We start from the raw sequence: 24,951 nt of genomic DNA, 5'->3' as shown, positions 1-24,951 counted from the left end.
CGTCACTCCTCCCTCAGCGCGAACGCGGGATTGGCACGGGTCATCTTCCACGCCGGGTACAGCCCCGCCAGCGCCGAGGCCACCAACGCCAGCAGCATCGCCTGCCCCAGCGTCTCCGGCATCACCTCGAGCCGCACCGTCCAGCCGAAGGACCGCTGGTTGATGACATGCACCAGGATGTACGCCAGCCCCACGCCCAGCGGCATCGAGAACAACCCCGCCAGCAAACCCAGGAGCCCCGTCTGCAGCGACACCAACCCCCAGAGCTGTCGAGGCGTCAGCCCCATGGCCCGCAGCACCGCGAACTCCCGCGCCCGCTCCAACTGCAATGACATCAACGCGCTGAGCACCCCTACGAAGGCCACGCCGATGGCCAGCAGCCGGAGCACCTGGGTAATCGTGAAGGTGCGGTCGAACACCTCCATCGACGCTTGTCGCAGTGAGCGATTGGCCCGCACCAGCAATGCCTGCTCATCCCCCGCGCGCTCTCGCACCGCGGTCACCAGCGAGTCCACGTCCTGCCCCGGCGACGCGTACAGCGCCACGCCGCTCACGCCCCTGTCCTCGTACCAATGCTCGTACGTGGCGCGAGGCATCAGCATCGTCCCCACGTCGGAGCCGTAATCGAAGTACACGCCGGCCACGCGGAAGGCCTGAAGTCCCCGGTCCGTGGCCAGTCGCACCGTGTCGCCCACGCCCACTCCTCGGTGGAACGCGAAGGGCTCCGAGACGATGAGCGCCTGCGTCGACGCATCCAGTTCGCGCCACACGGCGGCCTCCTCACCCTGCTTGAACTGGTAGGGCCGCGCCGGAGAGCGACTGAAGTCGACGGCGAGCAGGTCCGTGGGCACGCCGTCCACCCGGGCCCGCGTCACGCGCAGGGTGCTGCTGCCGGAGACGCCCGGAAGGGTGCGCAGTCGCTCCACCAGGTCCGGCGCCAGCGTGGAGTCTCCTCGTCGCGCCACCAGCGAGGGTGGGGAGATGAACACATCCGCCAGGAGCGAGGACTCCAGCCACGACAACACCGTGCCTCGGAAGCTGGACACCATCAGGCCCACGCCCACCGTCGTCGCCACCGCGACCATCAGCGCCGCCAGCGCCACCGCCGTGCGACTGAGGCTCGTCCTCACCCCGCGCGCCGCCATGCGTCCCAGCAGCCCGAAGGCGAATCCCAGGGGCACCGCCGCGAAGAGGGACAGCCGCTCCGTCACCCACGGCACCAGCAGCGCGGCGCCAATCAGCACCGAGAAGAGCCCCAGGTACGCCGGCACCAGCGCCTGCGTGGGCCACCCCAACAGCCCCACTCCTCCCGCCAGCACCAGCACCCCGAGCAGCGCCAGCTTCGGCGCGCGTGTGCGCGACACGTCCTCCAGCGCCGAGCGGCGCAGCGTCGTCGCCGGCGCGGAGCGGGCTGCCTCCCACGCGGGCACCAGGGCCGCCAGCACCGTGGCCCCCAGGCCCAACGCCAGTCCCTTGGCCAGCGTGAAGGGCTCCAGCACCAGCCCGCGCACGCTCACCACGAAGTAGAGGTCATTGATGGTCTGGGTGATGAGCCCCACCAGCCCGCGCCCCAGGAGGATGCCGAGCAGCAGCCCCGCCACCGTGCCGACGATGCCGAGCACCAGCGCCTCGCCGAGCACCAGCGCGAACAGCTCGCCCCGGGTGATGCCCACCGCGCGCAGCCGCCCGAGCAGTCCGCGCCGCTGCACCACGGAGAACGTCATCGTGTTGTAGATGAGGAACATCCCCACCACGAGCGCCAGCAGCGACAGCGCGGTGAGGTTGGTGCGGAACGCCTTCGTCATCTGCTCCACCGTGCTGGCCCGTGCCGACGCGCGCACCACCTCCGTCCCCGTGGGCAGGCTCGCGCGCAGTCGCTCCACCTGCGCGTCTCCGTCCGTCAGTCGCAGGTCCACGCGCGTCAGCCGCCCCACGCGCCCGAGCACCTCCTGCGCCGTGGACACGTCCGTCAACACCAGCGCCTCCAGCGCCCGCGCGGTGTCCTCATTCGCGGGGGCCAGCAGCGCCGCCACCCGCAGCGACGTCTCGCGGCCCTCCACGCGCACCGGCAGGAGTCCACCGGCTTCCACACCCAGCGCCCGCGCGGCCCGCGCGCTCAAGAGCACCGTGCCCGGCTGGGTGAGCAGCGCGCCCACGTCGCCCACCGCCTCGTCCCCCGCGTAGTCGCGGAAGGGTGCCTCCGCGAAGGGGTCCACCCCCAGCACCGTCAGCGTGCGCCGGTCGCCCACCGCCGCTTGCACGTAGCCCTCCACCACTGGCGCGGACACGGGCGCATCCGGACGCAGCCGCAAGTCGCGGTACACATCCTCCGCCAGTCCCGAGGTACCGCCCACGAGCTGATGCGTGGCCCTCCCTGTCACCGCATCCGTGGAGCGCTCGAAGGCGCGCAGCGCGCTCCCGCTCGCCAAATCAATCGACACCACCACCGCGACGCCCAGGGCGATGCCCAGCAGGGACAGCGCCGTCAGCCACGGGTGGCGACCCAGGTGGCGCAGGCTGGAGCGCACCAGGAGGTTCGTCACCGGGGCTCCCTTCGCGGCGCTTCGCGTTCAACGAGGCGCCCGCCCGTCATCTCCAACACCCGGTCCGCGCGAGCGACGAGGCCCGGCTCGTGCGTGACGACGAACGCGCACGCGTTGCCTTGCCGCGTGAGGCCCTCCAGCAAGTCCAATACTTGCCGACCCGTGGCCTCATCCAGGTTGCCCGTGGGCTCGTCCGCCAGGAGCAGCGGCGGTGAGTGCGCGAGCGCCCGGGCCACCGCCACGCGCTGCTGCTCGCCACCGGAGAGCCGGTCCGGAAAGCTGTTCGCGCGAGTGGCAAGGCCCACCCGCTCCAGCAGCGCCCGGGCCTTCGCGCTCGCCTCCGCCGCGTCGTGCCCGTTGAGTTCCACGGGCAGCCGCACGTTCTCCTCCACCGTCAACGTGGGCAGCAGGTTGAAGGCCTGGAAGATGAAACCCACGTGCTCGCGGCGCAGCAGCGTGCGCTCCCGCTCGCTCATGGTGCCCAGGCTCCGTCCATCGACGAGCACCTCGCCGCGCGTGGGCAGGTCGATGCCGCTGATGAGGTTGAGCAGCGTGGACTTGCCCGAGCCGCTGCGGCCCAGGAGCACCACGAACTCGCCCCGGCGCAGCGTCAGCCGCACGCCGGAGAGCACCTCGCGCGCGGTGTCGCCCTCGGCATAGGACTTGGTGACGTCACGCAGCTCGACGAGAGGAGGAGTGTCGGACTCAGTCATGTGCGAGCCCTTGATATACGGGGACGGCGCTTTTCGCCGCGTCCCGAGCCCCCGTCACGCGCCCGCCGGTTGTGGCTCCCATTCCCCGAAGTCACGCCACTGCGTGAGGAAGCCCCCTACCTCGCTCGCCAGCAGGGGGCCGTCGGTGTCCCGGGGGATGACGTGGAAGCCGCGTCGCAGCGACACGACGCGCACGCTCGGAGACCCGGTGAGCCGGCGCGCCAGCCACCGTCCTCCCTCCGGGTCCACGACGTGGTCCTGCTCGGCCACCGCCACCAGCACCGGACAGCGCACCCCCGAGACTCGGCGCGCCGCCTCGTCCTGCAAGGTGACCAAATCCCTCAGGCGCGCCACCGGGAAGCCCGCGAGCACCGGCGCCTCGGCCAGGGCCACCGGGTCCGAGATGTCCGTGCCCGTCTTCTCCACCCACGGGCGCGCCCACTCCAACAGCGGCGTGCGCGACAGCTGTCGGATGAGCATCATCCGAGGCCCCCGGAAGCGCACCGCCGGGGCCACGAGCGCCAGCGCCCGCACCGCCTCCGGATGGTCCGCCGCCAGCCCCAGCGCCAGCAGCGCCCCCATGGACAGCCCCGCGACGAAGATGCTCCGGTGGCCTCGCAGTGAGTCCAGGGCGTCCCGGGCCGCCGCCCGCCAGTCGCGCCAGGTGACTCCCAGGAGCGCCTGGGGCGTGGTGCCGTGGCCCGGCAGCAGCGGCGCCACCACATGCATCCCCCGCGCCGCCAGCGCTTCTCCCAGCGGGCGCACATCCCAGGGACTGCCGGTGAAGCCGTGCAGCAGCAGGCACGCGTCGGGGCCCCGTCCCAGCTCGAAGGGCTCCGTCTTCCCAGCGTCCATGGCGAGCAGGGCATCCATCATGAAGACAGGCTGGCCACGCGGAGGCGCAGGCGCTATGCCCCATGCCTCATGGCGGACACTCCGAAGCCCCCGGACATGCAGTTGCAGATTCAAATCGACGAGGACGTCGCCAATGGTCAGTACGCGAACATGGCCCTCGTGAACCATACGGACACGGAATTCACGTTGGATTTCATCTACGTCCAACCGCAGCAGCTCCGGGCCAAGGTGCGCTCGCGCATCATCACCAGCCCCAAGCACATGAAGCGGCTGATGCTGGCCATGCAGGACAACCTCAACCGCTATGAGGCCAAGTACGGCGCCATCGTCCTGCGCGAGGACGACGGCGGCATGCACTGACGTGGGGCCCTGAGGCCCGGCGGCGTGCTCACTCCTCGGTGGGCTCGCTCGGGTCCTTCCTTCCGGTGGCCAGGTACGCCTCCGCGCGGGCCTCCAGGTGGGCGGCGAGCCTGGGCTCCACGCGCGACAGCACCTCCCATTCGATATCCGAGGCGCGGCGCACGACGGGCTTCGTCGGTGACAGGGGCTCCCCCTGGACGGAGGCCGCCGCCGCTCCATCCCCCAGCTTCGCGTCCCGGGTGCCAGCGCCGAGGGAGGGATGCTCGGGAGCGCGCCCGTTGGTGGTGTAGGCCATCCGGTAGGCGCGCAGCACGGCGCGGCCGTCCGACAGCGGATGCACCTGCACGAAGATGCGGGACCAGCTGGCGCCCATGTCCGTGTTGCCCCGGATGCGCCAGGTGGTGTGGATGTAGAGCGGGTCCGCGGTGGGGAGCAGCTCGTACTTCTGCTCAGCGAGCAGGCGTCGCGTCGTCGCCAGCAGGGCGTCCGACGGCAGCGCGTAGATGGCATTGCCGCTGGTGGTCTCCACCAACTGCTGGCGGGTTTCGGGCGTGACGGCGCAGCCGCAGGCTCCCCACAGGAGCCCGACCGTCACCCACGTCGAAAGGCGTGAGCGCATGGCGATGTTCTCGGAATTCCCCGGGGAAGACGGGGGGAGCGCGAGCTTGGGGCCTGGCGCGCGGGGGACACGCCTGGAAACGCACCGTGTGTGCCGCTCATATCGCCGGGCGCGCTGAACGGGTTGGAATCCATCCGGCGGCGGCGCAGACTCGGGACATCGTGCTCCGAATCCTCGTCTCGTTGTTCGTGTTGCTGTGCGCTCGTACCGCCTCTGCCCAGTGCCTGGGTGACGGCGTGCAGTTGTTTCCCACGCCCGGTGCCATCGTCCCCATCAACAGCCGGTTCCTGCTGGAAGGCGTGGGCACGGCCCGGGAGCCCGTCATCGCGCTGGTGGGCAAGAAGCTGCGGCTGGTGGCGAGCGACCACGAGGTGGAGGTGAAGGCGCAGCGCGGCTGGGAGAGCAGCCTGGGACGGGCCACCATCGTCCTCAAGGTGGTGGGCAAGCTGGAGCCGGACACGCGCTACACGCTGCGGCTCGACGAGGTGTTGCCCAACGTCACCTTGCTCAACGGCCGGGGTGGGGTGGTGCTGCCCGAGTGGAACACCGGCAAGGGCGCCGACACCCAGCCGCCGCGCTGGCAGAAGCGCCCCGCCGTGTCGGAGGGCTTCCTGCGCCGCACGGCCCAGGGCACCGCGCGCTTCGTGCGCCTCAACCTGTCGCTGAAGGAGGAGAGCCCCGCGTACCTGGTGGTGAAGCTGGAGCCGCGTCGCCCGGGCCCCAGCGTCCAGCAGTACGTGGTGCCGGTGAGCAACAACACGGCCTTCATCGGCCACGAGGCGTGCAGCGGGACGTTCGCCATGGAGGACGGCCGCAGCTACCGGGCGCGCATCGAGGCGTTCGATGCGGCCGGCCACAACGCGCCCCCCGTTCCGCCTGTGGACTTCGAGGCGCCGGCCGACTACTCCGCGCCGTAGCGCCAATCGCCAGGAGCAGGCATGACGAAGGTGGACGTGGAGAGTCTGAAGGAGCGGATGGCCTCCTTCACCCAGTCGCTGCAGGACGACATCTGCGGCGCGCTGGAGCGACTGGACGGCACGGGGCGCTTTCGCGAGGACGCCTGGACGCGGCCCGGCGGGGGCGGCGGACGCAGCCGCGTGCTGGAGGACGGCGCCGTGCTGGAGAAGGCGGGCGTCAACACGTCGGTGGTCTTCGGTGAATTGGAGGACCAGTTCGCCAAGAAGCTCCAGGGCGAGGGGCGCTCCTTCTGGGCCGGCGGCATCTCCCTCGTCCTGCACCCGCGCAACCCGCACGTGCCCACCGTGCACGCCAACTACCGCTTCATCCACCAGGGCGGCAAGGCGTGGTTCGGCGGTGGCGCGGACCTGACGCCGTACTACCTCTATGAAGAGGACGCGGCGCACTTCCACCGCGTGCACAAGGCCGCGTGCGACACGCACGATTCGACGTACTACCCGCGCTTCAAGGCCGCGTGTGACCAGTACTTCTTCGTGCGCCACCGCGAGGAGACGCGCGGCGTGGGCGGCGTCTTCTTCGAGAACATGGGCGGGGATTTGGAGCGCGAGCTGGACTTCGTGCGCGACTGCGGCCGGGCCTTCCTGGACGCCTACCTGCCCATCGCCGAGCGCCGCAAGGACACGCCCTTCACCGAGGCCCAGCGCTTCTGGCAGGAGGTGCGGCGCGGGCGCTACGTGGAGTTCAACCTCGTCTATGACCGGGGCACCGTCTTCGGCCTGGAGACGCGCGGGCGCACCGAGTCCATCCTCATGTCCCTGCCGCCCCAGACGCGCTGGCGCTATGACCACCACCCCGAGCCCGGAACCTGGGAGGCGCGGCTGGTGGACGTGCTGCGGCAGCCTCGCGACTGGGCCGCCTGGAAGCCGGAGGGCTGAGGACCATGTCCGACGACGCGTCACCGTCCCCGCCGCCTTCGAGCAGCAGCCCTCTCAAGAAGTGGCCCTTCCTCGCCTTGGTGCTGGGCGTCATCGCCGCGGTGCTGGGCGTGCTCTCCCTCCGGCACGCCCGGCGGTCGAGCGAGCGCCCCACCGACACCGAGGCGCGCCTCAACGTGCTGGCGCTCTGTGACGCGGTGCAGGCCTACCGCGACGAGCATGGCGCCTATCAAGTCGCGGGCCCCACGCCCCGGGACGTGCCGCGAGGCGGCGAGGCGGTGCCCTTCCCGGAGAACGACGTCTTCCACCGCCTGGGCTTCGAGCCGGGGGAGAAGGTCCGGTTCCAGTACGAGGTGGTGGTGCAGGAGAGCCCCGTGGGAGAGCCCGAGGTGTCGTGCCTGGCGCGCGGCGACTTCGACGGGGACGGGCTGAACTCCGTCTACCGCGTGCGGCTGGATGCCAACGGGATGACAACCGCCGTCGAGGTGGAGCGCGAAGGCGAGTGACGGGCCGCAACCCACTCCTCGCTCAGGGCGAGAATCTGGGAAATGGGCCACGTCGGCGACATGAGGGGGCCTCGCGATGGCTCCCGGGCGGGCAGGGGCGGGGAGCCTCGGGGCGAGCCTGGCCCTCGCGCATCGTCCAGTGCGGGCCCCAGCCCCCGGACGCCGCCCGCGGGACTGCCCCTCATCGGTGACGGGATGGAGCCGGACGGCCCGGAGCCCACCCGCATCTGGCGCACCCCCGTCTCCGACACACCGCGTGAGAGCAGCGCCACTCCGCGGGGCACGTCGTCACTGGCGGACACTTCGTCCAGTTCCCGAAACAGCCCTCAGGACACTCCCGCGTTAGGCTCCCGGAGTCCTTCGGCGGAGCCGGAGCCCACCGGGGACGTGCTGGAGACGCCCCTTTCCACGCTGGATGACGAGGCCGCGCCCATGTCCTCTTCCTCGCGCATCACTTCCGGCTTCGGCCGGCTGGCCCGGCTCCTCCTCAAATCCCCCTCGGGAGTGCCGCGCTCCCTCCCTCAGGTCCCCGAGGGCGGCGGGCTGGCGGGCCGTGGGAAGGGCGACGCCTTCCGGACCGAGGGCACCATCCCCGGTGGCCATCCCACCTTGGGTGGCCAGGAACGGGCGCCGGTGCGCAGGGTGGCGGAGCTGATTCCTCCCGGGCTCGAGAAGGTGGCGGGCCAGGAGGAGCTGGGCCTGCGCTTCGGCTCGGACGCGGCGCTGCTGGCCCAGCACCTCAAGCCCTCGCAGCTGTCGAGCAGCGAGCGCGCCACCCGGCTGTGGGCCTTCTTCGCCGCCTACGCTGAGACCGCCGTCGCCCAGCCGTCCCAGAAGGAGGGGCAGGAGGCCTTCCGTGACTCGCTCAAGGCCCAGGGCTTCGCGGAGCTGCGCGACGCGCGCACCGGCCAGGACGGCGTGACGCAGGGCCTGTGGGTGCTGAATGCCGGGACGCCCGAGGAGGCCCGCGAGCGGGTGGCCACCGTCCGGCTGGAGCCGCCCCCGGAGGTCCGCCACTCAGAGGCCGCCGTCCGCAAGGAGGGGCTGGCCGAGGGAGGGCTCGCCATGCAGGCCCGGGGACCAGACACGCTCCGGGGCGGCCCCGCGCCGCTGGAGTTCCGGGCGTCCGAGTCCGAGGAGTCCGAAGACCCGCCCCAGGATTCCGACGGCCGGCGCCGTGCCTCGGGCAAGCGGCTGGGGCCGATGATGCTCTGGAACGTGCTGCACCGGTTCCGCTCGGAGCCCGAGGACGGGGCGGTGGCGCAGGGGCAGTGGGACAGGGTGGCCTTCGGGGCCATGTTGGCCCTGGTGGGCATCGCCCTCGTCGTGCTGGCGCTCGTGAGCCTCTAGGCAGAAGGGCCGGGGAGACGACCTCGCGGCGGAAAGTCCTCGGCGTTGGCCGGCTTGTGGTACGTTGCCGCACCCATTGGCAACCGACGACCTTACACTCGTCAAGCGCGTCCGGAGCGGCGACCAGCGCGCCTTCAAACTCCTCGTCGAGCGTTACCAGCGCAAGGTGTACGCGGTCGCGCTCGGCATGCTCAAGGACAAGGAGGAATCGATGGACGTCTCCCAGGAGGCGTTCGTCAAGGTCTACAAGTACCTGGACCACTTCAAGGGTGACTCGTCCTTCTACACCTGGCTCTACCGCATCACCGTGAACATCTGCATCGACGTGCTGCGCAAGCGCGGAGGCGGAGGCGAGGTGGTGGAGTTCGACGAGAACCAGGCCATGGACCTGTCCGAGGCGCGCATCGGCGCGCTGGGCAGTCGCCTGGGCACCAACCCCCAGAAGAGCGCGCTGCGACGCGAGCTGGCGGAGAAGATCCAGGAAGCGCTCGCCACGGTGCCCGAGAAGCACCGCGCCATCCTCCTCCTCCGGGAGATTGAGGGCATGTCCTACGAGGACCTGGCCCGGACGCTCGATATCCCCAAGGGCACGGTGATGAGCCGCCTCTTCCATGCCCGGGCGAAGGTCCAGAAAATCCTGAGTGAATACCTGGAGTTGGACGAAGCGAAGAGCGGAGTGGGCAGCGAATGAAGGGCCCTCGAATATCTGAGGGACCCCCGCGTCACAGCGTTCGCAGCTTCCACCACCGAGCAGGGTGAAGGTTATGGCCGGAAATCCCGCATGTGAGCGTTTCGTCCCCATGCTCTCCCCGTATGTCGACGGGGAGCTGACCCCCGCGGAGCGGGTGAACGTGGAGCGTCATCTCGGCGCGTGCCGCGACTGCACGGGGCGCGCGGCGGACCTGCGGGCCGAATCGGGCCTGCTCCGGGTCGGCCTGGACATGGCGGTGGATGACGTCGACTTCAAGGACTTCGCCCAGAAGGTCATGGCGCGAGTGACGCCGGAGAAGCCGCCCCTCCTGGAGCGGCTGAAGCTGGCGCTGTCTGAAATGTTCCTCTACCAGCGCACGGCGATGGTCTCCTCGCTGGCGACGGCGGCGGTGCTCGTGCTGGTGGGGCTGCCGCTGCTCCTCAGCGACAGGGCCCCGGTGGGTTACGGCGCGGAGCGGATGACGGTGAAGTCCATCCAGCCCTACCAGGACGCCCGCGTGGCGCCGGTGGTGATGGAAACCGATAACGGTGGCACCATCATCTGGCTGGTGGATGAAGAGACGCAGGACGGCTCCCCGTCGGAAGAGGACGAGGAGCTGGAAGAGGACATTGGCGGCGGGCTCCGCGGCAAGGGCAAGGGGCCCAAGCCCCTGGGCAAGCCGAAGACCGACGTGGAGCGCCCCTCGGGAGGTCCCCTGTGAGAAGAAACGTGTCGTCCGGCCGGCTGCTGCTGGCCGTGCTGGGTCTGGGCTTGCTGATGCCGGTGGTGGGCCGGGCCCAGGAGGAGCAGAAGGTCAGCGTCCAGGTGGAGGTGGTGCTCGCCTCCAAGAAGGGCTCGGAGGTGGAGCCCCCGGAACTGGCGAAGATGAAGGAGCAGTTCGAGAAGCAGAACTTCAACTTCACGTCCTTCAAGCGCCTGTCCAACGACAAGCTGGAGGTGGGCGCGAAGACGGCGACCGAGGTGAAGCTGCCCAACGGCAGCAACGCGTCGCTGCTCCTGCTGGGCATGAAGGACGGCACCGCCACGGTGCGCGTGGCCATTCCGCGCCAGCCCACGTTGGACGTGGAGCTGGGCCGTCAGGGCGCCGTCTACCAGAAGGCGGGCAAGTACGTGGGCGGAGAGCTCATCCTGGTGCTCTCCCCGCCCTCGAAGTAGCCCGCCTGGGGCGGGCTTGCCGGGCCTGATGGCTCAGGCGGCCCGGTCCACTTCCAGCGCCACATCGCTGAAGTCGGCCTCGTCCACCTCGAAGGGCTCCTCGACCTCCACCTTCGCGGCGGGGGCGAGCGTGGCGCGTCGCGGCTCCGTCTGGTCGGCGCGCTCGTGCTCCAGGTGGATGCGCAGCCCGTCGAACATGGTGTCGAAGGCCGCGTAGATGCGGTCCACCATGGCCAGTGCGTCATCGCGCACCGCCGGCGCCAGCACCATGGCCTCCAGCTCCTCGGCCAGCTGCTGCTCGAACATGGCGTGCTGCTGTTCGGCCTGCATGTGGTGGTCGGAGAAGTACTTCAGCTTGTCGTCCGCGCCCTGCGCCGCGCTGATGACGGCGGTGCGGCTGAAGAACACGTGACTGGTGGACTCCAGCGCCCACAACAGGACGATGCGCAGCCGGTCATCCACCGAGCGGTACACCTCGCTGATGATGGAGTACGCCGCGTCGCGCGTCTTCGCGTGGGCCTTGCCGTAGAGCGTGCCGATGCTCAGCGAGCCCCCGGTGAGCTGGGCGATGTCGTCCTCGAACCACTGGTCATGCCCGCCTTCCTCCGCATGGTGATGCGTGGCGAGCTCCTTCAGGTGAGCGTCCTGGATGAAGTGCGCGTTGAGGCGCAGCACGTCCTGGAACGTCATCACCCAGAAGGTGAGGCGAGGCGCGAACGCCATCACCTGTTCTATCGGTCGGTCCTGCTTCAGGTCCGCGAAGAAGGGGTGTGCGGCGAACCGCTCCTCGCACACCGCGATGTGTTGGAGCACGGCCTTCATGGATGTCCCTCCCGGATGCATGTCTCCGCGCGGCCCAGGCGGAGTGTCTTTAGACGACGCCCAGGTCCGAGTGGGGGAGCCACGCGGGCCTGGAGGCCTGCGATGTGCGCTACCAACTGATGTTGTACGTACAGGCCCCATCTCCCCGACGGCGGCAACTCTTGGGGTCATGTTCAATACGCACCCAAAGCGAATCCTTGGGACGGAACCTGTCCGTGATTGCCTCCAGGAGCCCGTAGTCCAGGTCGCACGGATAGGGATTGTCGCAGCGCATCCTCGCGTTGCGCTTGTCCACCGGCTCGTAGTGGTAACCCCCGATATTGCCCTTGCCCCGGTGATTCATCTTGTACGCCAGGTCCACCGCGCGCAGCCCTTTCTCCAGGGTGTCGATGTCCGGGGGAAAGTGCGCGCTGTCTGGAATCTTCCGGCCAATCGTTCGCACCGTGCTGGGGCCAATCTTCTCGAACACCAGGCTGAAGGATTTCAACAGCGATGGCATCGGGTACCACGTCTTCGCCTCCAGGGGCGTGATGCCGTTCTCAGCGAGGATTCGCAGCGCCCGGGCCTGGGCCAGCTCCATTCCGTTGACGATGGCGAGGATGGACTGTCCGACGATTTCGACGCCCTGGAAGGCGGCGAAGGTGGGCGGGGCGGGATGGACTGAGGGAGGGGTCTTCAATTCCATACGTGGATGACCTCGCGATGCGGTGCCATGCATTGAAGCCGTTTTCTCAAGTCTTTTCAAATTGACTGATATGTTTAAACTTTTCCGCTGGCGTGAATACGTTTTACATTGGGGGTAGGGCTGACCCATGTCTTGATGTCTCGTGTGAGGTTTCAAACACTCGCGTGGGAGGATTGGGGCGCGGGTGTGCGGATGCGGGTGGGCGTGACAGGTCGTGCGGAGATCGCAGTCCGGACTGAAAAAATGGCAGTCCTGCACAAAGCGCGGAGCCGGTGCGGGCGGCTGATTCCAGTGAAGTCGCGGGGTTGAGCTTCGGCACGTGGGTTGCTTTTGGGCTGGGGGCAGGCGGGCGGCGGCGGCGGTGGCGGGTCGGTGTGGTGGCGCGGTGCATCCCTCATCCTTGGAGAAGAACCATGGCGAAGACTCAGCGGAGTGGTGGGCAGGTCATCCGTCGTAAGGCGCGGCAGGTGAAGGCGACGACGGCTCGGGCGGTGTCGGGCGCTGGGAAGCACGCGCGCCAGGTGCAGGTGACGCTGGGCGACCTCATCGCGGCGGCGTTCGACACCGTGGGCGGCGAGGTGAAGAAGGTGAAGCAGGTGATGTCCTCCACGGACATGACGCTCGCCACCGGCAAGCACATCGTCTTCGTGGGCTGAAGAAGAGCGCGCGGACGGCGCCACGGCGAGTGGCGCTCAGGGTGGGGGCGGCGAGGGGAGCGGACTGCGTGAAACGCATCATCATTCCCGGACGCAACTGCTGGACGGTGGAGGACTCGAGCGACGGTGGCGTGCTGGTGGACGGGCGCGACTACTATCGGGAGCTGTACCGGGCGGCGAAGAAGGCCCGTCGCTACATCGCGATGACGGGTTGGCAGTTCGACAGCGACGTGTCCTTGCTGCGGGGCGAGGACCTGGAAGAAGCGCGCGGCGGCGAAGTACGGCTGCTGCCCATGCTGGATGCGCTGTGCCGGGCCAACCCGGAGCTGCACGTCTACATCCTGGCGTGGGACTTCAGCATGTTGCTCGCCATGGAGCGCGAGTGGATGCAGCACCTGCTGTTCAACTGGACGACGAACGAGCGCGTGAAGTTCCGCTTCGACGCCTCCAGTCCCCTGTATGGGGCGCATCACCAGAAGCTCGTCGTGGTGGACGGCGTGCAGGCCTTCACGGGCGGCATGGATGTCTGTGATTGTCGGTGGGATGACCGCGAGCACCGGCTGGGCTCGACGCTCAGGTGTGACAGCGGCAGAGACCCCCACGGTCCCTACCACGACGTGCAGGCCGTGCTGACGGGCCCGGTGGTGGAGAGACTGACGGAGCTGTTCGAGGCGCGCTGGGCGCACTCGGGCGGGGGTGAGCTGCACCTGCCGAGGGTGGCGCGCGACGACGTGACGTTCTCGTCCAGCGTGCCGGCGCCGCCAGGGCCGGTGGCCATCAGCCGCACGTTCGGCAAGACGCTCGTGCCGCCGCAGGAAGCGGTGCAGGAGGTGCGCGCGCTGTTCCTGGACGCCATCGAGGCGGCTGACCGGTTCATCTACATCGAGAACCAATACTTTTCGTCGCGGGCCATCTTCCAGGCGCTGGTGAAGCGCTTCCGCGCGTCCGGACGTCCACCGATTCAGGTGGTGCTGGTGCTGCCACGGCAGCCGGAGGCCCTGCGAGAGCAACTGGCCATGGGCATCGCCCAGGTGCGGCTGCTGCGCACGTTGGAGAAGGTGGCGAAGGAGACGGGCAACACCTTCCGGGTGTACTGCTCGGCGGGGAGAGACCCGGAGACGGGCGCGGACGTCTACACGTACATCCACTCGAAGGTGATGGTGGTGGACGACCGCTTCCTCACGCTGGGCTCGGCCAACACCACCAACCGCAGCCTCGGCCTGGACTCGGAGCTGAACCTGAGCTGGGAGTCGGAGGAGGAGGGCGACGCGGTGTCGCTCGCCATCCGCCGCGTCCGCCTGTCGCTGGTGGCGGAGCACGCGGGGCTGTCGGGCGTGGAGGAGCTGCTGCCGCTGGCTCGCGCGGAGCCGGCGTGGGTGGACTGGCTGGACGCGGTCGCGAGCGCGGGCCTGCACCGGCTGCGTCCGCACCCCTTGGAGACGGTGTTCGACCAGAGCCCGCTGCTCAAGTCGCTGGAGCCGGAGGAGCTCGTCATCGACCCGGAGGACTCCGTGCTGGACGAGTCCCTCTTCGAGGCGCTGCGCGGCGCGGAGGACGGGCTGTTCGCCTCGGGCATCCGGCTCCTGTCTCGCTGGCTGGTGGGCGCGGCGGAGGAGCGGCCCCATCGCGCGATTCTGCCCGCGGGCCCGGATGACGAGGGCGGTCGCTGCGGCTGAAGGCCGCCCGCGCGCGCGGGGTTGCCCGGAGAGCGGAGGAGCGTGGCGGGGGGGCACCCGTGAGGCGGGTGTGCCGAGGCTCGGCAGTGTCACCCACACCGTGAGGCCCAGTTGCTTCGCGGGAGCACGGGGCCGGGTAGACTCGGGGGACGATGACTGGCGCCCCCCTTCTCGTCCTCTTCGCACTCGTCTCCAACCAGAGCTCCAGCATCTCCGAGGAGGGGCCAGAGCCCTCCGGACAGGACACGCCCGTGTCCGCGGCGCGCCTGGATGAACCCGCGCCTCCAGGCAGTCGCGTGGGCGGCGAGGGCTTCGGTTTCAGCGGCCAGCTCGAGGCCGGTGGCCTGAGTCTCCCCTCCGGAACGCCGGACGGCGGGCAGGATTTGTTCATCCGGGTGTACCCGTCGCTGGGGCTGACGAAGGGAGACTCCTTCGTGCTGCGCCTGGGCGCCAACCTCCGGATGCGCATGGTGGACGAGGAGCCCAAGCAGGCGGACGGCGACTACGGCGCGCGCCTGCGCCGCGAGGACTGGGACGAGCTGAGCGATATCGGCCAGGTGGTGCGCATGCTGCGCATCGGCCAGGAGGGGCAGTCGACGCTCTACCTGCGCGTGGAGCCCTTCGTCGACGAGTCGCTCGGCCGGGGCTACCTGATGGGCCGCTACAGCAACGTGTCGTCGCCGGACTACCACCCGGCGGGTGGCGCGCTGACGATGGTGAAGGGCCCGGTGCGCGCGGAGATTCTGGCCAGCGACGTGCTGGGCGCGCGCATCTTCGCCGGTGAGCTGATGTTGGATTTGGGCCGCGCGGCCAGTGATGACGCGGGCAAGTTCGACCGCTACCTCTTGCGCCTGTCCGCCGCGCACGACGCGGCGAAGGCGGGCGGCGAGACGCCGAACATGACGTTGACCTCGGTGGGCGGCGATGTCGCGCTCTACAAGGGTGAGCGCCTGCGGGCGTGGGCGCTGCTCGCCGGTGGCGCGCGCTTCGCGGAGTCGCACTCGCCGGCCGTCGGTGGCCTGTTGGGCGTGGCGATGGAGGGCCAGTTGGAGAGCGGCACGCAGCTCAGCTTCACGCTGCAAGGGCGCAAGCAGGGCGGGCGCTTCCGCTTCGGCATGTTCGGCCCGGACTACGAACTGGGGCGCTTCTCCGGCACGGGCCTGGCGGAGCAGCCCATCGCCGACGAGGAGCTTCCGGACGGCTTCGCCGGCTACCTGGAGGCGTCCATCGCCAAGGGCAGCGCCGACACGACGCTGCTGTTGGGCAGCCTGGCCGCGCAGTACCACGGCTTCGGCCGCACGGACCTGGATGTGTCAGCGGGCTTCGAGCTGCCCGGAGGCCGCACCCGGGCCCTGGCGCGCGCGGTGCTGACGGCGCTGGGGGACAGGCCGCGCTACTCGCTGGGCGTGGAGGTCCGCCAGCGGTTGATGAACCACCTGTACGCCTGGGGCTCCGGCGGCACGGTGCACTTCCCGCAGGCGGATGGGCAGCTGGTGCGCGGCGTGACGGCGGGCATGGGCGTGGGCGTGGACTTCCAGCGCTGAGCGTTCAGGTCTCCAGCGGCAGGGTGACGCGGAAGGTGGAGCCCTGGCCCACCTCCGTGTCCACCGAGATGTGGCCCCCGTGACGCTCGATGATGTCGCGGCAGATGTAGAGCCCCAGGCCCAGCCCGCCGAAGCCGGAGATGGGCGCGTTGCGCGCGCGGAAGAAGCGCTGGAAGAGGTGCTCGCGCTGGTCCTCGGGGATGCCGATGCCCGCGTCCTTCACGGATATCCGCGCCTGGGCTCCGTCGCGCTCCAGCGTCAGCCGGACGACGCCCCCGTTGGGGCTGTACTTGAACGCGTTCTCCAGCAGGTTCGTCAGCACCTGCGCCAGCCGGCCCCGGTCTCCCTTCACCATGAGCGGCTCCGGCGGCGCTTCGTACTCCAGCGTGTGTTGATGGCCGAGCGGGCGGGTCTCCGCGAGCACCTCGTTGGCGAGCGCCTGCAGCTCCACGGGCTCGCGGCGCAGCTCCAGCCTGCCGGCCTCGATGCGCGTGGCATCCAGCAGGTCGTGGATGAGCACGGACAGCCGCGTCACCTGGGCGAGCGCCTTGTCCACGTGGTGCGGCTTGGGAGTGTGGCCCGCGGCGGACTGCTGCTTCATCATCTGGAGGTGCAGCTTGAGCGGCGTCAGCGGCGTCTTCAGCTCGTGGGCGGCGATGGACAGGAAGTCGTCCCGGACGCGGATGGCCTCCTGCGCTTCCTTCAGCAGCCGCTCCCGCTCCTGGCGCGCGCGGTGCTCCGCCGTCACCTCCACGACGACGGCGCCCAGGCCGACGATGCCACCGCTCGGGGTCCGTACCGGGTAGTAGCTGACGCGCCAGTGCCGCAGCTCGTCGGGCGTGGCGGGCACGTGTCCGGACATCTCCATGTCGCTCAGGGGGATGCCGGTCTTCATGACCTGGAGCATCAGCGGCTCGAAGGTGGAGGCCATATTGGGGTTCATCTCCCGCACCGTCCTGCCCAGCTCCTGGTCGCGCTTGCGCCCGTGCAGGGACGCCAGGGCGTCGTTGATGCGCAGGTAGCGCAGCTCCCGGTTGATGAAGGCGAGCCCCACGGGGGCGTGGTTGAGGAAGGTGTCGAGCAGCGCGAAGGACTCCTCGGCACGCTCCCGCGCGTTCTGCTCCGCGACGAGCAGCCGCTCCCGCTCCACCTTCGCGCGGCGCTCCTCCGTCACGTCGCGGTAGCTCCACACCCGGCCGATGACCGCGTCGCCCATCCGCTGGGGCAGCGACGTGCTCTCGAGCAGGCGGCCGTCGCGCAGTTCGATGGTGTCCACGGTGACGTCCTCCGAGAGGATGAGCTGGTTCTGGATGCGCGTGACGAAGCGCTCCGGGTCCTTCGCCAGCGGCGCCGCGAGTTCGAGCGCCCGTTGCGCGACACGTGACTCCATCACCTCGTCGCTGAGTCCCCACATGAGCTGGAAGCGCTTGTTGTAGGCAATCATCCGCTGGTCCGCGTCCACCACGATGACGCCGTCCGCGATGGAGTCGAACGTCGCGCGCAGCACGGAGTGGGTGTGCTCCAGCCGCTCGCGGGACAGGCGCTGCTCCGTGACGTCCACCATCAGCCCGCGCAGCCGCATTGGCTGGCCCTCCTCCGAGACGGCCGTGACGTGGGCCCGCATCCAGGCGATGCGCCCGTCGACGGCCAGCATGCGGTACTCGAACTCGTGAGGACGCCCCTGCCGCCAGGCGCTCAGGCACGAGGAGAGGACCTCCGACCAGTCATCCGGATGGACGTGCCGCGCCCAGAAGTCCGGCTGGCGCAGCCACTGCTCCGCGGGGATGCCCAGGAGCCGCTCGGCCTGTCGGCTGACGAAGGTGAAGCGGAACTCGGCGTCGGCCTCCCAGACGATGCCGTCGATGCTGTCGATGAAGTCCTCGTAGCGCTTGCGGACGCGTGACAACTCCGCGGTCAGCGCGTCTCGCGCCACCTCCTCGAGCCCCAGCGTCTGGAGCCTCGCGCACGCTCCCAGCAACTCGTCGTCGTCTCCATGCACGGCCAGCACCAGGGCGCGCAGCCGCTGGCTCTCGCCGCTTCCCTCGCCCAGCCCCTGTCCACCCGACAGCGCCGCTTCCAGCGCGCGGGTGAGCCAGGGCATCCGGGCGAGCACCTCGTCCGCCGCTCGCCCTTCGACGTCCCCCTGCTCCCAGCCGGCGGACAGGGTCAGCACCGAGTCCATCCAGACGATGTGATTCGCCGCGTCCACGATGAGCGCGGCGTGGAGGCTCCTGCCCACCTGGAGAAGTCGCTCGAGCGCGGGCACGGGACTCGCCGGAGCGGCGGCGTCCGGCCTTGCCTGCCCCTCCCGCATGTCGCCCTTCGTCACTCGCGCCACCCCCTGCGGCATGGCCGCCCGCTCATTCCCAAACATGGGACTCGTCCCAGTGGCGGGAAAGGGTCGCTTCGCCCCTTGGTGCCTGCTTGACTACGGCTGTAGTCAGGCGTACTTGTTCCGTGACTACAGTTGTCGTCAGGGGATGGTCATGAAGAAGCCGGTGGGTGAGCAGGAGCTGTCGGTGCTGCGGTACGTGGCCGAGCACGGGCCCGCGACGGTGGGCGAGGTGGTGGAGCGCTTCGGTGAGCCCCAGGGGCTGGCGCGTTCCACCATCCTGACGGTGATGGAGCGGCTGCGGCTGAAGGGCTACCTCACGCGGCGCAAGGTGGACGGCGTGTACCAGTACGCCTCGCCGGTGCGGGAGGGAGAGCTGTTGCGGGACGTGGTGGGCGACTTCGTCCAGCGCACGCTTTCCGGCTCGCTGTCTCCGTTCGCCGCGTATCTGTCCGACGCGGACGATGTCTCCGACAAGGACCTCGCGCAGCTCCAGGATGTGGTGGCGCGGCTTCGCTCGAAGAAGCGGAAGGAGTAGCCCATGCGGACCGGATGGCTGATGGAAGTGGCCTCGGGGTTGGCTTCGTGGCCGGAAGGCTTGTGGCGCGCGTCGTGGCAGGGCGCGGTGTGCGCGGCGCTGGTGTGGGGGCTGACGCGCGTGTGGACGCGGATGCCGGCCTCGCTGCGCGCGGGCCTGTGGTGGTTGGTGGCGCTCAAGTTCGTGGTGTCGCTGGGCGGGCCGCGTCCGCTGGCGTTGCCGGTGTTGCCCGCGTCGCTCGCGTTCCTCTCGGGGCAGACGGAGGCGAAGGCGCCCGTGGGCTCCGAGCGCGTCGAGGGTGGCGCGATGGGGACGTCGCTCGGCTCGACGGAGCGGAGTGCCGTCGTGGCGCGGTCCACCGGTGCGGCGCATGTGTCGGTGGGCGAGCGTGACACGCACGTGGGGAATCTCGGGATGGTGGGCGGTGAGGTCCACTTCGCGCCGGTGGGGCAGGGCGCGCGGGTGGCGCGTGAAGAGCCCTCGGGGCAGGCCACACGGAGGTCGAGCGCCGAGCCTCCGGGACAGGTCACCCGGGTGTCGGGTGCCGAGGCCTCGGGGCAGGGTGTCGGAGCCGTGAACGGCTCGCTCCTGTCCGGGATGCGTGAGCTGGCGGTGGGCTGGAAGCAGGTCCTGGTGTTGTCGCTCCTGGCGGCGTGGGTGATGGGCGTGGCGTGGCAGGTGCGGTCGCAGGCGCGGAGCTGGGCCTTGATGCGGCGGTTGCGGCGGAGTGCGCGCCCGCTGGTGCACCCGGTGCTGGAGGCCGAGGTCCTCGAGTTGTCGGAGAGCGCGGGACTGCGGCGGGCTCCTTCGTTGCTCGTGTCGGACGTCGTCGCGAGTCCGTTGGCGACGGGGCTGTGGTCTCCGGTGGTGGTGCTGCCGGCGAAGGCGGTGCAGCGGCTTCCCGTGGAGGGGCTGCGCATGGCGCTGGCGCACGAGGTGGCGCACCTGAAGCGCGGTGACTTGTGGCTCGGCTGGGTGCCGGCGCTGGCGGAGGCGCTGCTCTTCTTCCATCCGCTCGCTCGTCGTGCGGCGCGGGAATACGCGCTGGCCCGCGAGGAGGCGTGTGACGCGGAGGCGCTGCGGCTGACGGGCGCGGAGCCCGCGGATTACGGCGAGCTGCTGCTCGCCTTCGGAGTCACCCGTTCTCATGGGACCGCCGCCGCGCTCGGTGCGTCCGCTCACGTTCACGCGTTGCACAGGAGGTTGAGCATGCTGGAGCACGTCGACATCGGTTCCTCCCGTTCTCGTCGTTGGTTGAAGGTGACGGTCTCCGCGCTGGGGCTCGTGGCCCTGGTTCCCTTCCAGGTCGTCGCGCGACAGGAGGCGGCGCCCGAGCAGGAGGCGGAGCCGAAGCAGGAGCGCGCGTCGAGCACGACTCCCGCGTCGGCGCCCATCGCGGAGCCACGTCCTGTCAGCCCGACATCGCCCGACAATGCCCCGTCAACGACGGTGACCTCCAGGAAGCGGGGCACGGTGCGCACCGGGACGATGGACGCGGCGACGCCCGCGACGCCGATGCCCGTGACTCGACCGAGTCCCGTCGCACCGGTGGCGCCGATGGCTCCCGTGGGTGAGCGCCCTGTCGCGCCGAAGCCGCCGCTGCCTCCCGTCGTGATGGCTCCTGTCGCGCCGAGGCCCATGCTGGCCATGGCCCCAGTCGCGCCACGCCTGGCGGTGAGCGGTGTGCTCGCTGTTCCTCCGACGCCGCCCACGCCCCCGGCGCCTCTCGATGACGACGACGACTCCGGCTACGTGCTGCTGTCAGGCGACAAGGCCACGATGAACGGCAGCACGGTGGACCTGAAGCTCGCGAAGATGTTCAAGGACAAGAACGGCGGCGAGCTGCTCTACGTCCGTCGCAAGGGTGAGGCGTTCATCATCCGTGACGCGGCCACACTGAAGGCGATGAAGGACGCCATGGAGCCCATCCGGGTGAAGAGCCTGGAGCAGGGCGCCATGGGCTCGCGCATGGGGGTGCTGGGGCAGGAGCAGGGCAAGCTGGGACTGAAGCAGGGCAAGCTGGGCGTGCAGCAGAGCGAGCTGGGGTTGCAGCACGCCGAGCTGGCCCACAAGCGCGCCGGGTTGCATCTGGAGTCCAATCGCCTGGACTCGCTCCCCGAGGCCGAGCGCGAGCGTCGTCAGGCGGAGCTGGACAAGCAGGAGGCCGCGCTCGACAAGGAGATCGACGCCCTCGACGCGAAGCAGGAGGAGCTGTCGAAGCAGCAGGAGGAGCTGAGCCGCGAGCAGGAGAAGCTCGGCAAGCGACAGGAGGAGATGGGGCGCGAGATGGAGAAGGTCCACAAGCTCCACGAGTCCGACATTCGCGACTCGGAGCGGAAGATCCAATCCGTCATCGACGAGGCACTGCGCAAGGGTCTGGGCCAGCCGTTGCCCACCTGATGACGGTCCGCGTGGGGACTCGTGTCGCGCGGGCTGGCGCTCCTCTAGCTTGAGGAGCCCGTCCTCTGCCGGAGGTCCCCATGAGCCTCGCCGCCGCCCCTCGCAGCACTCCCGTCGGTACGCTGGAGACCGTCATCCAGCGGGTGAAGCAGGGCTCGCGAGCGTGGGTGAAGCTCGGGATTCCCGAGCGGCTCTCGCTGCTGGAGGAGCTCAGTCGCGGCTACATGGCCATCGCCGAGCCGAGCGTGCGCGCGGCCTGTGAGGCGAAGGGAATCGACCCCAATGGTCCGCTGGCCGGAGAAGAGTGGCTGGCGGGCCCCATGGTGGTGGTGCGCAACCTGCGCCTGCTGGCCGCGTCACTGCGAGACATCCAACGTCACGGTGTCCCGCGCATCCCCGCGTCCCGGCTGCGCACGCTGGAGGACGGAAGGCTCGCGGCGCGCATCTACCCGATGAACGCGCTCGAGGGGATGCTGTTGCCCCGCACCGAAGGGGAGGTCCACTTCCTCCCCGGAGTCACCGCGGACAATCTCCGCGAGCACCAGGCGTCCTTCTACCGCAAGCCGCATGACGGACGGCTGTGCGCGGTGCTCGGTGCGGGCAACGTCAACTCGATTCCTCCCGCGGACTGTCTCTACAAGCTCTTCGTCGAAGGCGCCGCGTGCGTCCTCAAGATGAACCCGGTGAACGCCTACCTGGGGCCCATGCTGGAGCGGGCCTTCGCGGCGCTGGCGCGGCGGGACGTCTTCGCCGTGGTGTACGGCGGCGCGGACGAAGGCGCGGCGCTGGTGGGGCACCCGGCGGTGGATGAGGTCCACATCACCGGCAGCGATAAAACCCATGACGCCCTGGTGTGGGGGCCGCCCGGCCCGGAGTCGGACGCGCGCCGCGCGCGCAATGAGCCCTTGCTGCGCAAGCCGTTCACCAGCGAGTTGGGGAACATCTCGCCGGTGGTGGTGGTGCCAGGGCCGTACACGGAAGGGGAGCTGCGCTTCCAGGCGGACAGCATCGCCGGCATGGTGTCCAACAACGCGTCCTTCAACTGCAACGCGGCCAAGCTGCTGGTGCAGCCGAAGGACTGGAGGCCGCGCGCGCACCTGGTGGATGTGGTGGAGGCCAGCCTGGGCAAGGCCACCGTGCGACGCGCGTACTACCCGGGCGCGGACCAGCGCTGGCGCCAGTTCACCGAGGGACGTCCGCGCTTGCGGCAGGTGGGCCACGCGGGCGTGGGCGAGCTGCCCTTCGCGCTGATTCCAGACGTGGACCCGAGCCACGCCGAGGACCGGGTCTTCCGTCACGAGCCCTGGTGCACGGTGCTCTCGGAGACGGGGCTGCCCGGTGGAGACGACCCGGTGGCCTTCCTTTCGAGCGCGGTGTCGTTCCTCAACGACAAGGTGTGGGGCACGTTGAACGTCACCCTCGTCATCCACCCGCGCTCGCTGAAGGACACGGCCGTGGCCGCCGCGCTGGAGAAGGCCATCCGCGAGCTGCGTTACGGCACCGTGGCGGTGAACACGTGGCCCGCGGCGGGCTATGCGCTCGTCTCGTTGCCCTGGGGTGGGCATCCGTCCTCGACGGCCCGGGACATCCAGAGTGGCCTGGGCTGGGTGCACAACAGCCTGATGCTGGAGCAGGTGGAGAAGTCCGTCCTGCGGGCGCCGCTGACGAGCCTGCCCGTCCCGCCCTGGGTCCCGGGGCACCGGAGCGTGGGTGACCTGGGGCGGCGGCTGGTCCAGTTCGAGCGGTCCCCGTCCTGGCTCAAGATGCCGGGTATCGCGGCGGCGGCGCTGCGTCGCTGAGTGTCGTGGATTCGCTCTCCCAGCAGGGGCTCGGGGGGGCCTGTCCCCGGGCTGCCGAGGCTCATGAGCCCGTGATAAACCCGGGGCATGTCATCGACGCATGCTCGGGAAGGCGGACGGTTTCTCCAGGTGGGGCAGCCGCAGGAGGCGGTGAAGAGTTTCCAGAAGGGGCTCGCCATCGACCCGGCCGACGTGGACTGTCTGCTGGGGCTGGTCCGGACGTACCTGAGCACGGGCGCCGCCGGCGACGCGGAGGCCGCGGCGTTGCGGCTCTTGAATGCGAAGCCGGACCATGCGGAGGGGCAGGCGCACCTCGCCATGCTGAGGGCGCAGGCGGGCAACGCGGATGCGCTGGAGGCGCTCAAGGCGTTGGCCGCGGCGCCCACGTCGGGCTACTTCGAGCGCTTCAACCTGGGTGGCCTGCTGCTGGACCGGGGTGACTTGAATGGCGCGAGGGCCGCGTACGAGTCCGCGCTCCAGGTGTCGCCCGACAGCGCGCACACGCACTTCGAGCTGGGGCGCATCCATCTCCAGCAGGGCACGCCGAGCGCGGCGGTGACGCACTTCCAGAAGGCGGCCGAGGGCGCGGCGCAGGAGGCGATGCCGCTGCTGATGTTGATGCGCGCGCACGCGGCGCAGGGCTCGTTGGGGCTGGGCATCCAGGCGGGTACGCAGGCGTTGGACAAGGCGCAGGGTGGCCTGCGTCGCGCGGTGCTGGAGGACCTGTTCAAGCTGTACCTGTCGGCGGGAAGTCCCGAGGGTGCGAAGCGCTCCGCGCTGGAGTTGCGGCAGGTGGAGCCGAACCACGTGAACTACGTGTACATGCACGGCCTGGCGGTGATGAGCGCGGGCAGCTTCGCGGAGGCGAAGGCGCTGTTCGAGGAGGCGCTGCGATTGGCGCCCCGGAGCTGGCAGACGTTGCATGCGCTGGCGCAGATGCATGGAGCGCTGGGTGAGCGCGCGGAGTCACGTCGGAGGCTGGAGGAGACGGTGGCGCTGGTGCCCACCGAGCTGGGGCCGGTGAATGACCTGGCGCTGCTCCTGATGCAGGACGACGAGCATGCTCGCGCGAAGCCCATCCTGGAGCTGGCGCTGGCCGCGCATCCAGAGGATGCGACGACGCACCTGAACATGTCCGTGGCCCTGTTCCTGACGGACCGCGCCGCGTGCATCCACCACGCACAGCGCGCGCAGGCGCTGGGAGAAGGCGTCGTCCGCGAGCAGGCCGAGCGGCTGTTGAAGACGCTGACCGAGGGTTGAGAGCTACACCGGTGTGAACTTCACGCCGGTGGTCTTGATGCGCTCCAGGGCCTGCTTGATTTCCTCGGAGACGATGAGGGCCAGGTCCCAGCCCGCCGTGCGGAAGACCTTGGCATCGCCGACCTTCGTGACGTCGATGCGAAGGTCGTTCACCGCGAAGTATTGGCCGACCTTCTGAGGCATCCCGTCCCCTGGTTCCCAGAACTGGACCTTGGACGCCTGTTCGTCGATGCAGTGGATGAGCCGGGTGGCGACCAGGATGAGGTATTGGTCCGGATGGCCCTTGATGCTGACGGGCACGGTCTGCACATCGTCGGGAGCCAGCTCGGAGACGAGGGTTGCCACCTTGACGTGGACGATGGGCGCGAGGCCCACGCCCGCCAGGGAGAAATCCAGCGCTTTGCCCTGCTCGTCGATGGGGATGCTCAGCGGACCTTCAACGCGGACAGTCCGCCCGCCCCTGAACATCCAAGGGTCTTCCACCTCTTGTCCGCGAGAGTCCTCGGCATCTCCCAGGTACCAGTTCCCGGCCTGGACATCCTCGGCCATCCTGAAGAAGCGACTCGGCATGGG

Annotated in this window: 23 protein-coding genes and 1 pseudogene; 15 read left to right on the top strand and 9 right to left on the bottom strand. The window is 69.8% G+C overall.

Annotation, left to right across the window (positions count from 1 at the left end; all coding sequences use genetic code 11):
* Positions 1-2: 2 nt before the first annotated feature.
* From G4D83_RS08465 to G4D83_RS08455, 3 genes are read right to left on the bottom strand one after another with little or no spacing between them, the layout of a single operon-like run.
* Positions 3-2,543, bottom strand: coding sequence for an FtsX-like permease family protein (locus G4D83_RS08465; RefSeq protein WP_163864164.1), 2,541 nt, complete (start codon positions 2,541-2,543; stop codon positions 3-5).
* Positions 2,540-3,256: an ABC transporter ATP-binding protein gene (locus tag G4D83_RS08460; protein ID WP_163864163.1), complete on the bottom strand. Its 717-nt coding sequence runs from the start codon at positions 3,254-3,256 to the stop codon at positions 2,540-2,542. Before G4D83_RS08460 ends, G4D83_RS08465 begins: the two co-directional genes overlap by 4 nt.
* 54 nt (positions 3,257-3,310) lie before the next feature.
* Entirely contained in the window at positions 3,311-4,111 is an 801-nt protein-coding gene (locus G4D83_RS08455; protein ID WP_163864162.1) for an alpha/beta hydrolase, read from the bottom strand.
* Between the two features lie 69 nt (positions 4,112-4,180).
* On the opposite strand from G4D83_RS08455, the gene G4D83_RS08450 reads away from it, so the two are divergent.
* On the top strand, positions 4,181-4,471 hold the full coding sequence (locus G4D83_RS08450; RefSeq protein WP_141641313.1) for a DUF3467 domain-containing protein: 291 nt from the start codon (positions 4,181-4,183) through the stop codon (positions 4,469-4,471).
* 28 nt (positions 4,472-4,499) lie between these two features.
* On the opposite strand, the gene G4D83_RS08445 is transcribed toward G4D83_RS08450, so the two are convergent.
* Entirely contained in the window at positions 4,500-5,090 is a 591-nt protein-coding gene (locus G4D83_RS08445; RefSeq protein ID WP_163864161.1) for a hypothetical protein, read from the bottom strand.
* A 158-nt stretch (positions 5,091-5,248) separates the two neighbouring features.
* Here G4D83_RS08445 and G4D83_RS08440 point away from each other — a divergent pair, with 158 nt between their 5' ends.
* From G4D83_RS08440 to G4D83_RS08410, 7 genes are all read left to right on the top strand, one after another.
* The gene (locus G4D83_RS08440) at positions 5,249-6,007 is read left to right on the top strand and encodes a hypothetical protein (RefSeq protein WP_163864365.1); all 759 of its coding nucleotides are present in this window, start codon (positions 5,249-5,251) and stop codon (positions 6,005-6,007) included.
* A 21-nt stretch (positions 6,008-6,028) separates the two neighbouring features.
* On the top strand, positions 6,029-6,943 hold the full coding sequence (hemF, locus tag G4D83_RS08435) for an oxygen-dependent coproporphyrinogen oxidase (RefSeq protein ID WP_163864160.1): 915 nt from the start codon (positions 6,029-6,031) through the stop codon (positions 6,941-6,943).
* A gap of 5 nt (positions 6,944-6,948) precedes the next feature.
* Positions 6,949-7,449: a hypothetical protein gene (locus tag G4D83_RS08430; protein ID WP_240356216.1), complete on the top strand. Its 501-nt coding sequence runs from the start codon at positions 6,949-6,951 to the stop codon at positions 7,447-7,449.
* Positions 7,450-7,836: 387 nt separating this feature from the next.
* Positions 7,837-8,799 carry an Immediate early protein ICP0 gene (locus tag G4D83_RS08425; protein ID WP_163864159.1) on the top strand — a complete coding sequence of 321 codons (963 nt, stop codon included), beginning with the start codon at positions 7,837-7,839 and terminating at the stop codon, positions 8,797-8,799.
* Positions 8,800-8,875: 76 nt separating this feature from the next.
* Complete coding sequence (locus G4D83_RS08420) at positions 8,876-9,490, top strand: RNA polymerase sigma factor (protein ID WP_163864158.1); 615 nt, start codon at positions 8,876-8,878, stop codon at positions 9,488-9,490.
* Between the two features lie 73 nt (positions 9,491-9,563).
* On the top strand, positions 9,564-10,211 hold the full coding sequence (locus G4D83_RS08415) for an anti-sigma factor family protein (RefSeq protein WP_163864157.1): 648 nt from the start codon (positions 9,564-9,566) through the stop codon (positions 10,209-10,211).
* Positions 10,208-10,666, top strand: a complete 459-nt coding sequence (locus G4D83_RS08410) for a hypothetical protein (RefSeq protein WP_163864156.1) — start codon at positions 10,208-10,210, stop codon at positions 10,664-10,666. The genes G4D83_RS08415 and G4D83_RS08410 overlap by 4 nt, the downstream gene beginning before the upstream one ends.
* Positions 10,667-10,699: 33 nt before the next feature.
* On the opposite strand, the gene G4D83_RS08405 is transcribed toward G4D83_RS08410, so the two are convergent.
* Complete coding sequence (locus G4D83_RS08405; RefSeq protein ID WP_163864155.1) at positions 10,700-11,488, bottom strand: hypothetical protein; 789 nt, start codon at positions 11,486-11,488, stop codon at positions 10,700-10,702.
* A gap of 109 nt (positions 11,489-11,597) precedes the next feature.
* Positions 11,598-12,173, bottom strand: coding sequence for a hypothetical protein (locus G4D83_RS08400; protein ID WP_163864154.1), 576 nt, complete (start codon positions 12,171-12,173; stop codon positions 11,598-11,600).
* A 413-nt stretch (positions 12,174-12,586) separates the two neighbouring features.
* On the opposite strand from G4D83_RS08400, the gene G4D83_RS08395 reads away from it, so the two are divergent.
* From G4D83_RS08395 to G4D83_RS08385, 3 genes are all read left to right on the top strand, one after another.
* Complete coding sequence (locus G4D83_RS08395; RefSeq protein WP_163864153.1) at positions 12,587-12,829, top strand: chaperonin; 243 nt, start codon at positions 12,587-12,589, stop codon at positions 12,827-12,829.
* A gap of 68 nt (positions 12,830-12,897) precedes the next feature.
* The gene (locus G4D83_RS08390) at positions 12,898-14,505 is read left to right on the top strand and encodes a phospholipase D-like domain-containing protein (RefSeq protein ID WP_163864152.1); all 1,608 of its coding nucleotides are present in this window, start codon (positions 12,898-12,900) and stop codon (positions 14,503-14,505) included.
* A gap of 152 nt (positions 14,506-14,657) precedes the next feature.
* Positions 14,658-16,049, top strand: a complete 1,392-nt coding sequence (locus G4D83_RS08385; RefSeq protein WP_163864151.1) for a hypothetical protein — start codon at positions 14,658-14,660, stop codon at positions 16,047-16,049.
* Positions 16,050-16,053: 4 nt separating this feature from the next.
* On the opposite strand, the gene G4D83_RS47195 is transcribed toward G4D83_RS08385, so the two are convergent.
* Both G4D83_RS47195 and G4D83_RS47190 read right to left on the bottom strand, forming a co-directional pair.
* Positions 16,054-17,199 carry a sensor histidine kinase gene (locus tag G4D83_RS47195; protein ID WP_420826627.1) on the bottom strand — a complete coding sequence of 382 codons (1,146 nt, stop codon included), beginning with the start codon at positions 17,197-17,199 and terminating at the stop codon, positions 16,054-16,056.
* Positions 17,200-17,211: 12 nt separating this feature from the next.
* Positions 17,212-18,150, bottom strand: a pseudogene (locus G4D83_RS47190) (PAS domain-containing protein); the annotation flags it as partial.
* A 385-nt stretch (positions 18,151-18,535) separates the two neighbouring features.
* Here G4D83_RS47190 and G4D83_RS08375 point away from each other — a divergent pair.
* The 4 genes from G4D83_RS08375 (at position 18,536) to G4D83_RS08360 (ending at position 24,378) form a co-directional block, all read left to right on the top strand.
* Entirely contained in the window at positions 18,536-18,919 is a 384-nt protein-coding gene (locus tag G4D83_RS08375; RefSeq protein WP_163864150.1) for a BlaI/MecI/CopY family transcriptional regulator, read from the top strand.
* Positions 18,920-18,922: 3 nt separating this feature from the next.
* Entirely contained in the window at positions 18,923-21,319 is a 2,397-nt protein-coding gene (locus G4D83_RS08370; RefSeq protein ID WP_163864149.1) for a M56 family metallopeptidase, read from the top strand.
* A gap of 80 nt (positions 21,320-21,399) precedes the next feature.
* Positions 21,400-23,118 (top strand): aldehyde dehydrogenase family protein, encoded by a 1,719-nt coding sequence (locus tag G4D83_RS08365; RefSeq protein WP_163864148.1) that lies wholly within the window; start codon positions 21,400-21,402, stop codon positions 23,116-23,118.
* 87 nt (positions 23,119-23,205) lie between these two features.
* A complete protein-coding gene (locus G4D83_RS08360) occupies positions 23,206-24,378 on the top strand; it encodes a tetratricopeptide repeat protein (RefSeq protein WP_163864147.1) in 1,173 nt (390 codons plus the stop codon).
* A 3-nt stretch (positions 24,379-24,381) separates the two neighbouring features.
* Here the strand turns inward: G4D83_RS08360 and G4D83_RS08355 are convergent, their stop codons facing one another.
* On the bottom strand, positions 24,382-24,948 hold the full coding sequence (locus G4D83_RS08355; RefSeq protein WP_163864146.1) for an imm11 family protein: 567 nt from the start codon (positions 24,946-24,948) through the stop codon (positions 24,382-24,384).
* Positions 24,949-24,951 lie beyond the last annotated feature (3 nt).

This window comes from Myxococcus eversor (assembly GCF_010894455.1).
GTDB lineage: Bacteria > Myxococcota > Myxococcia > Myxococcales > Myxococcaceae > Myxococcus > Myxococcus eversor.
Note: the sequence above shows the minus strand (reverse complement) of the source record. Positions and strands in the feature narration are given on the sequence as shown.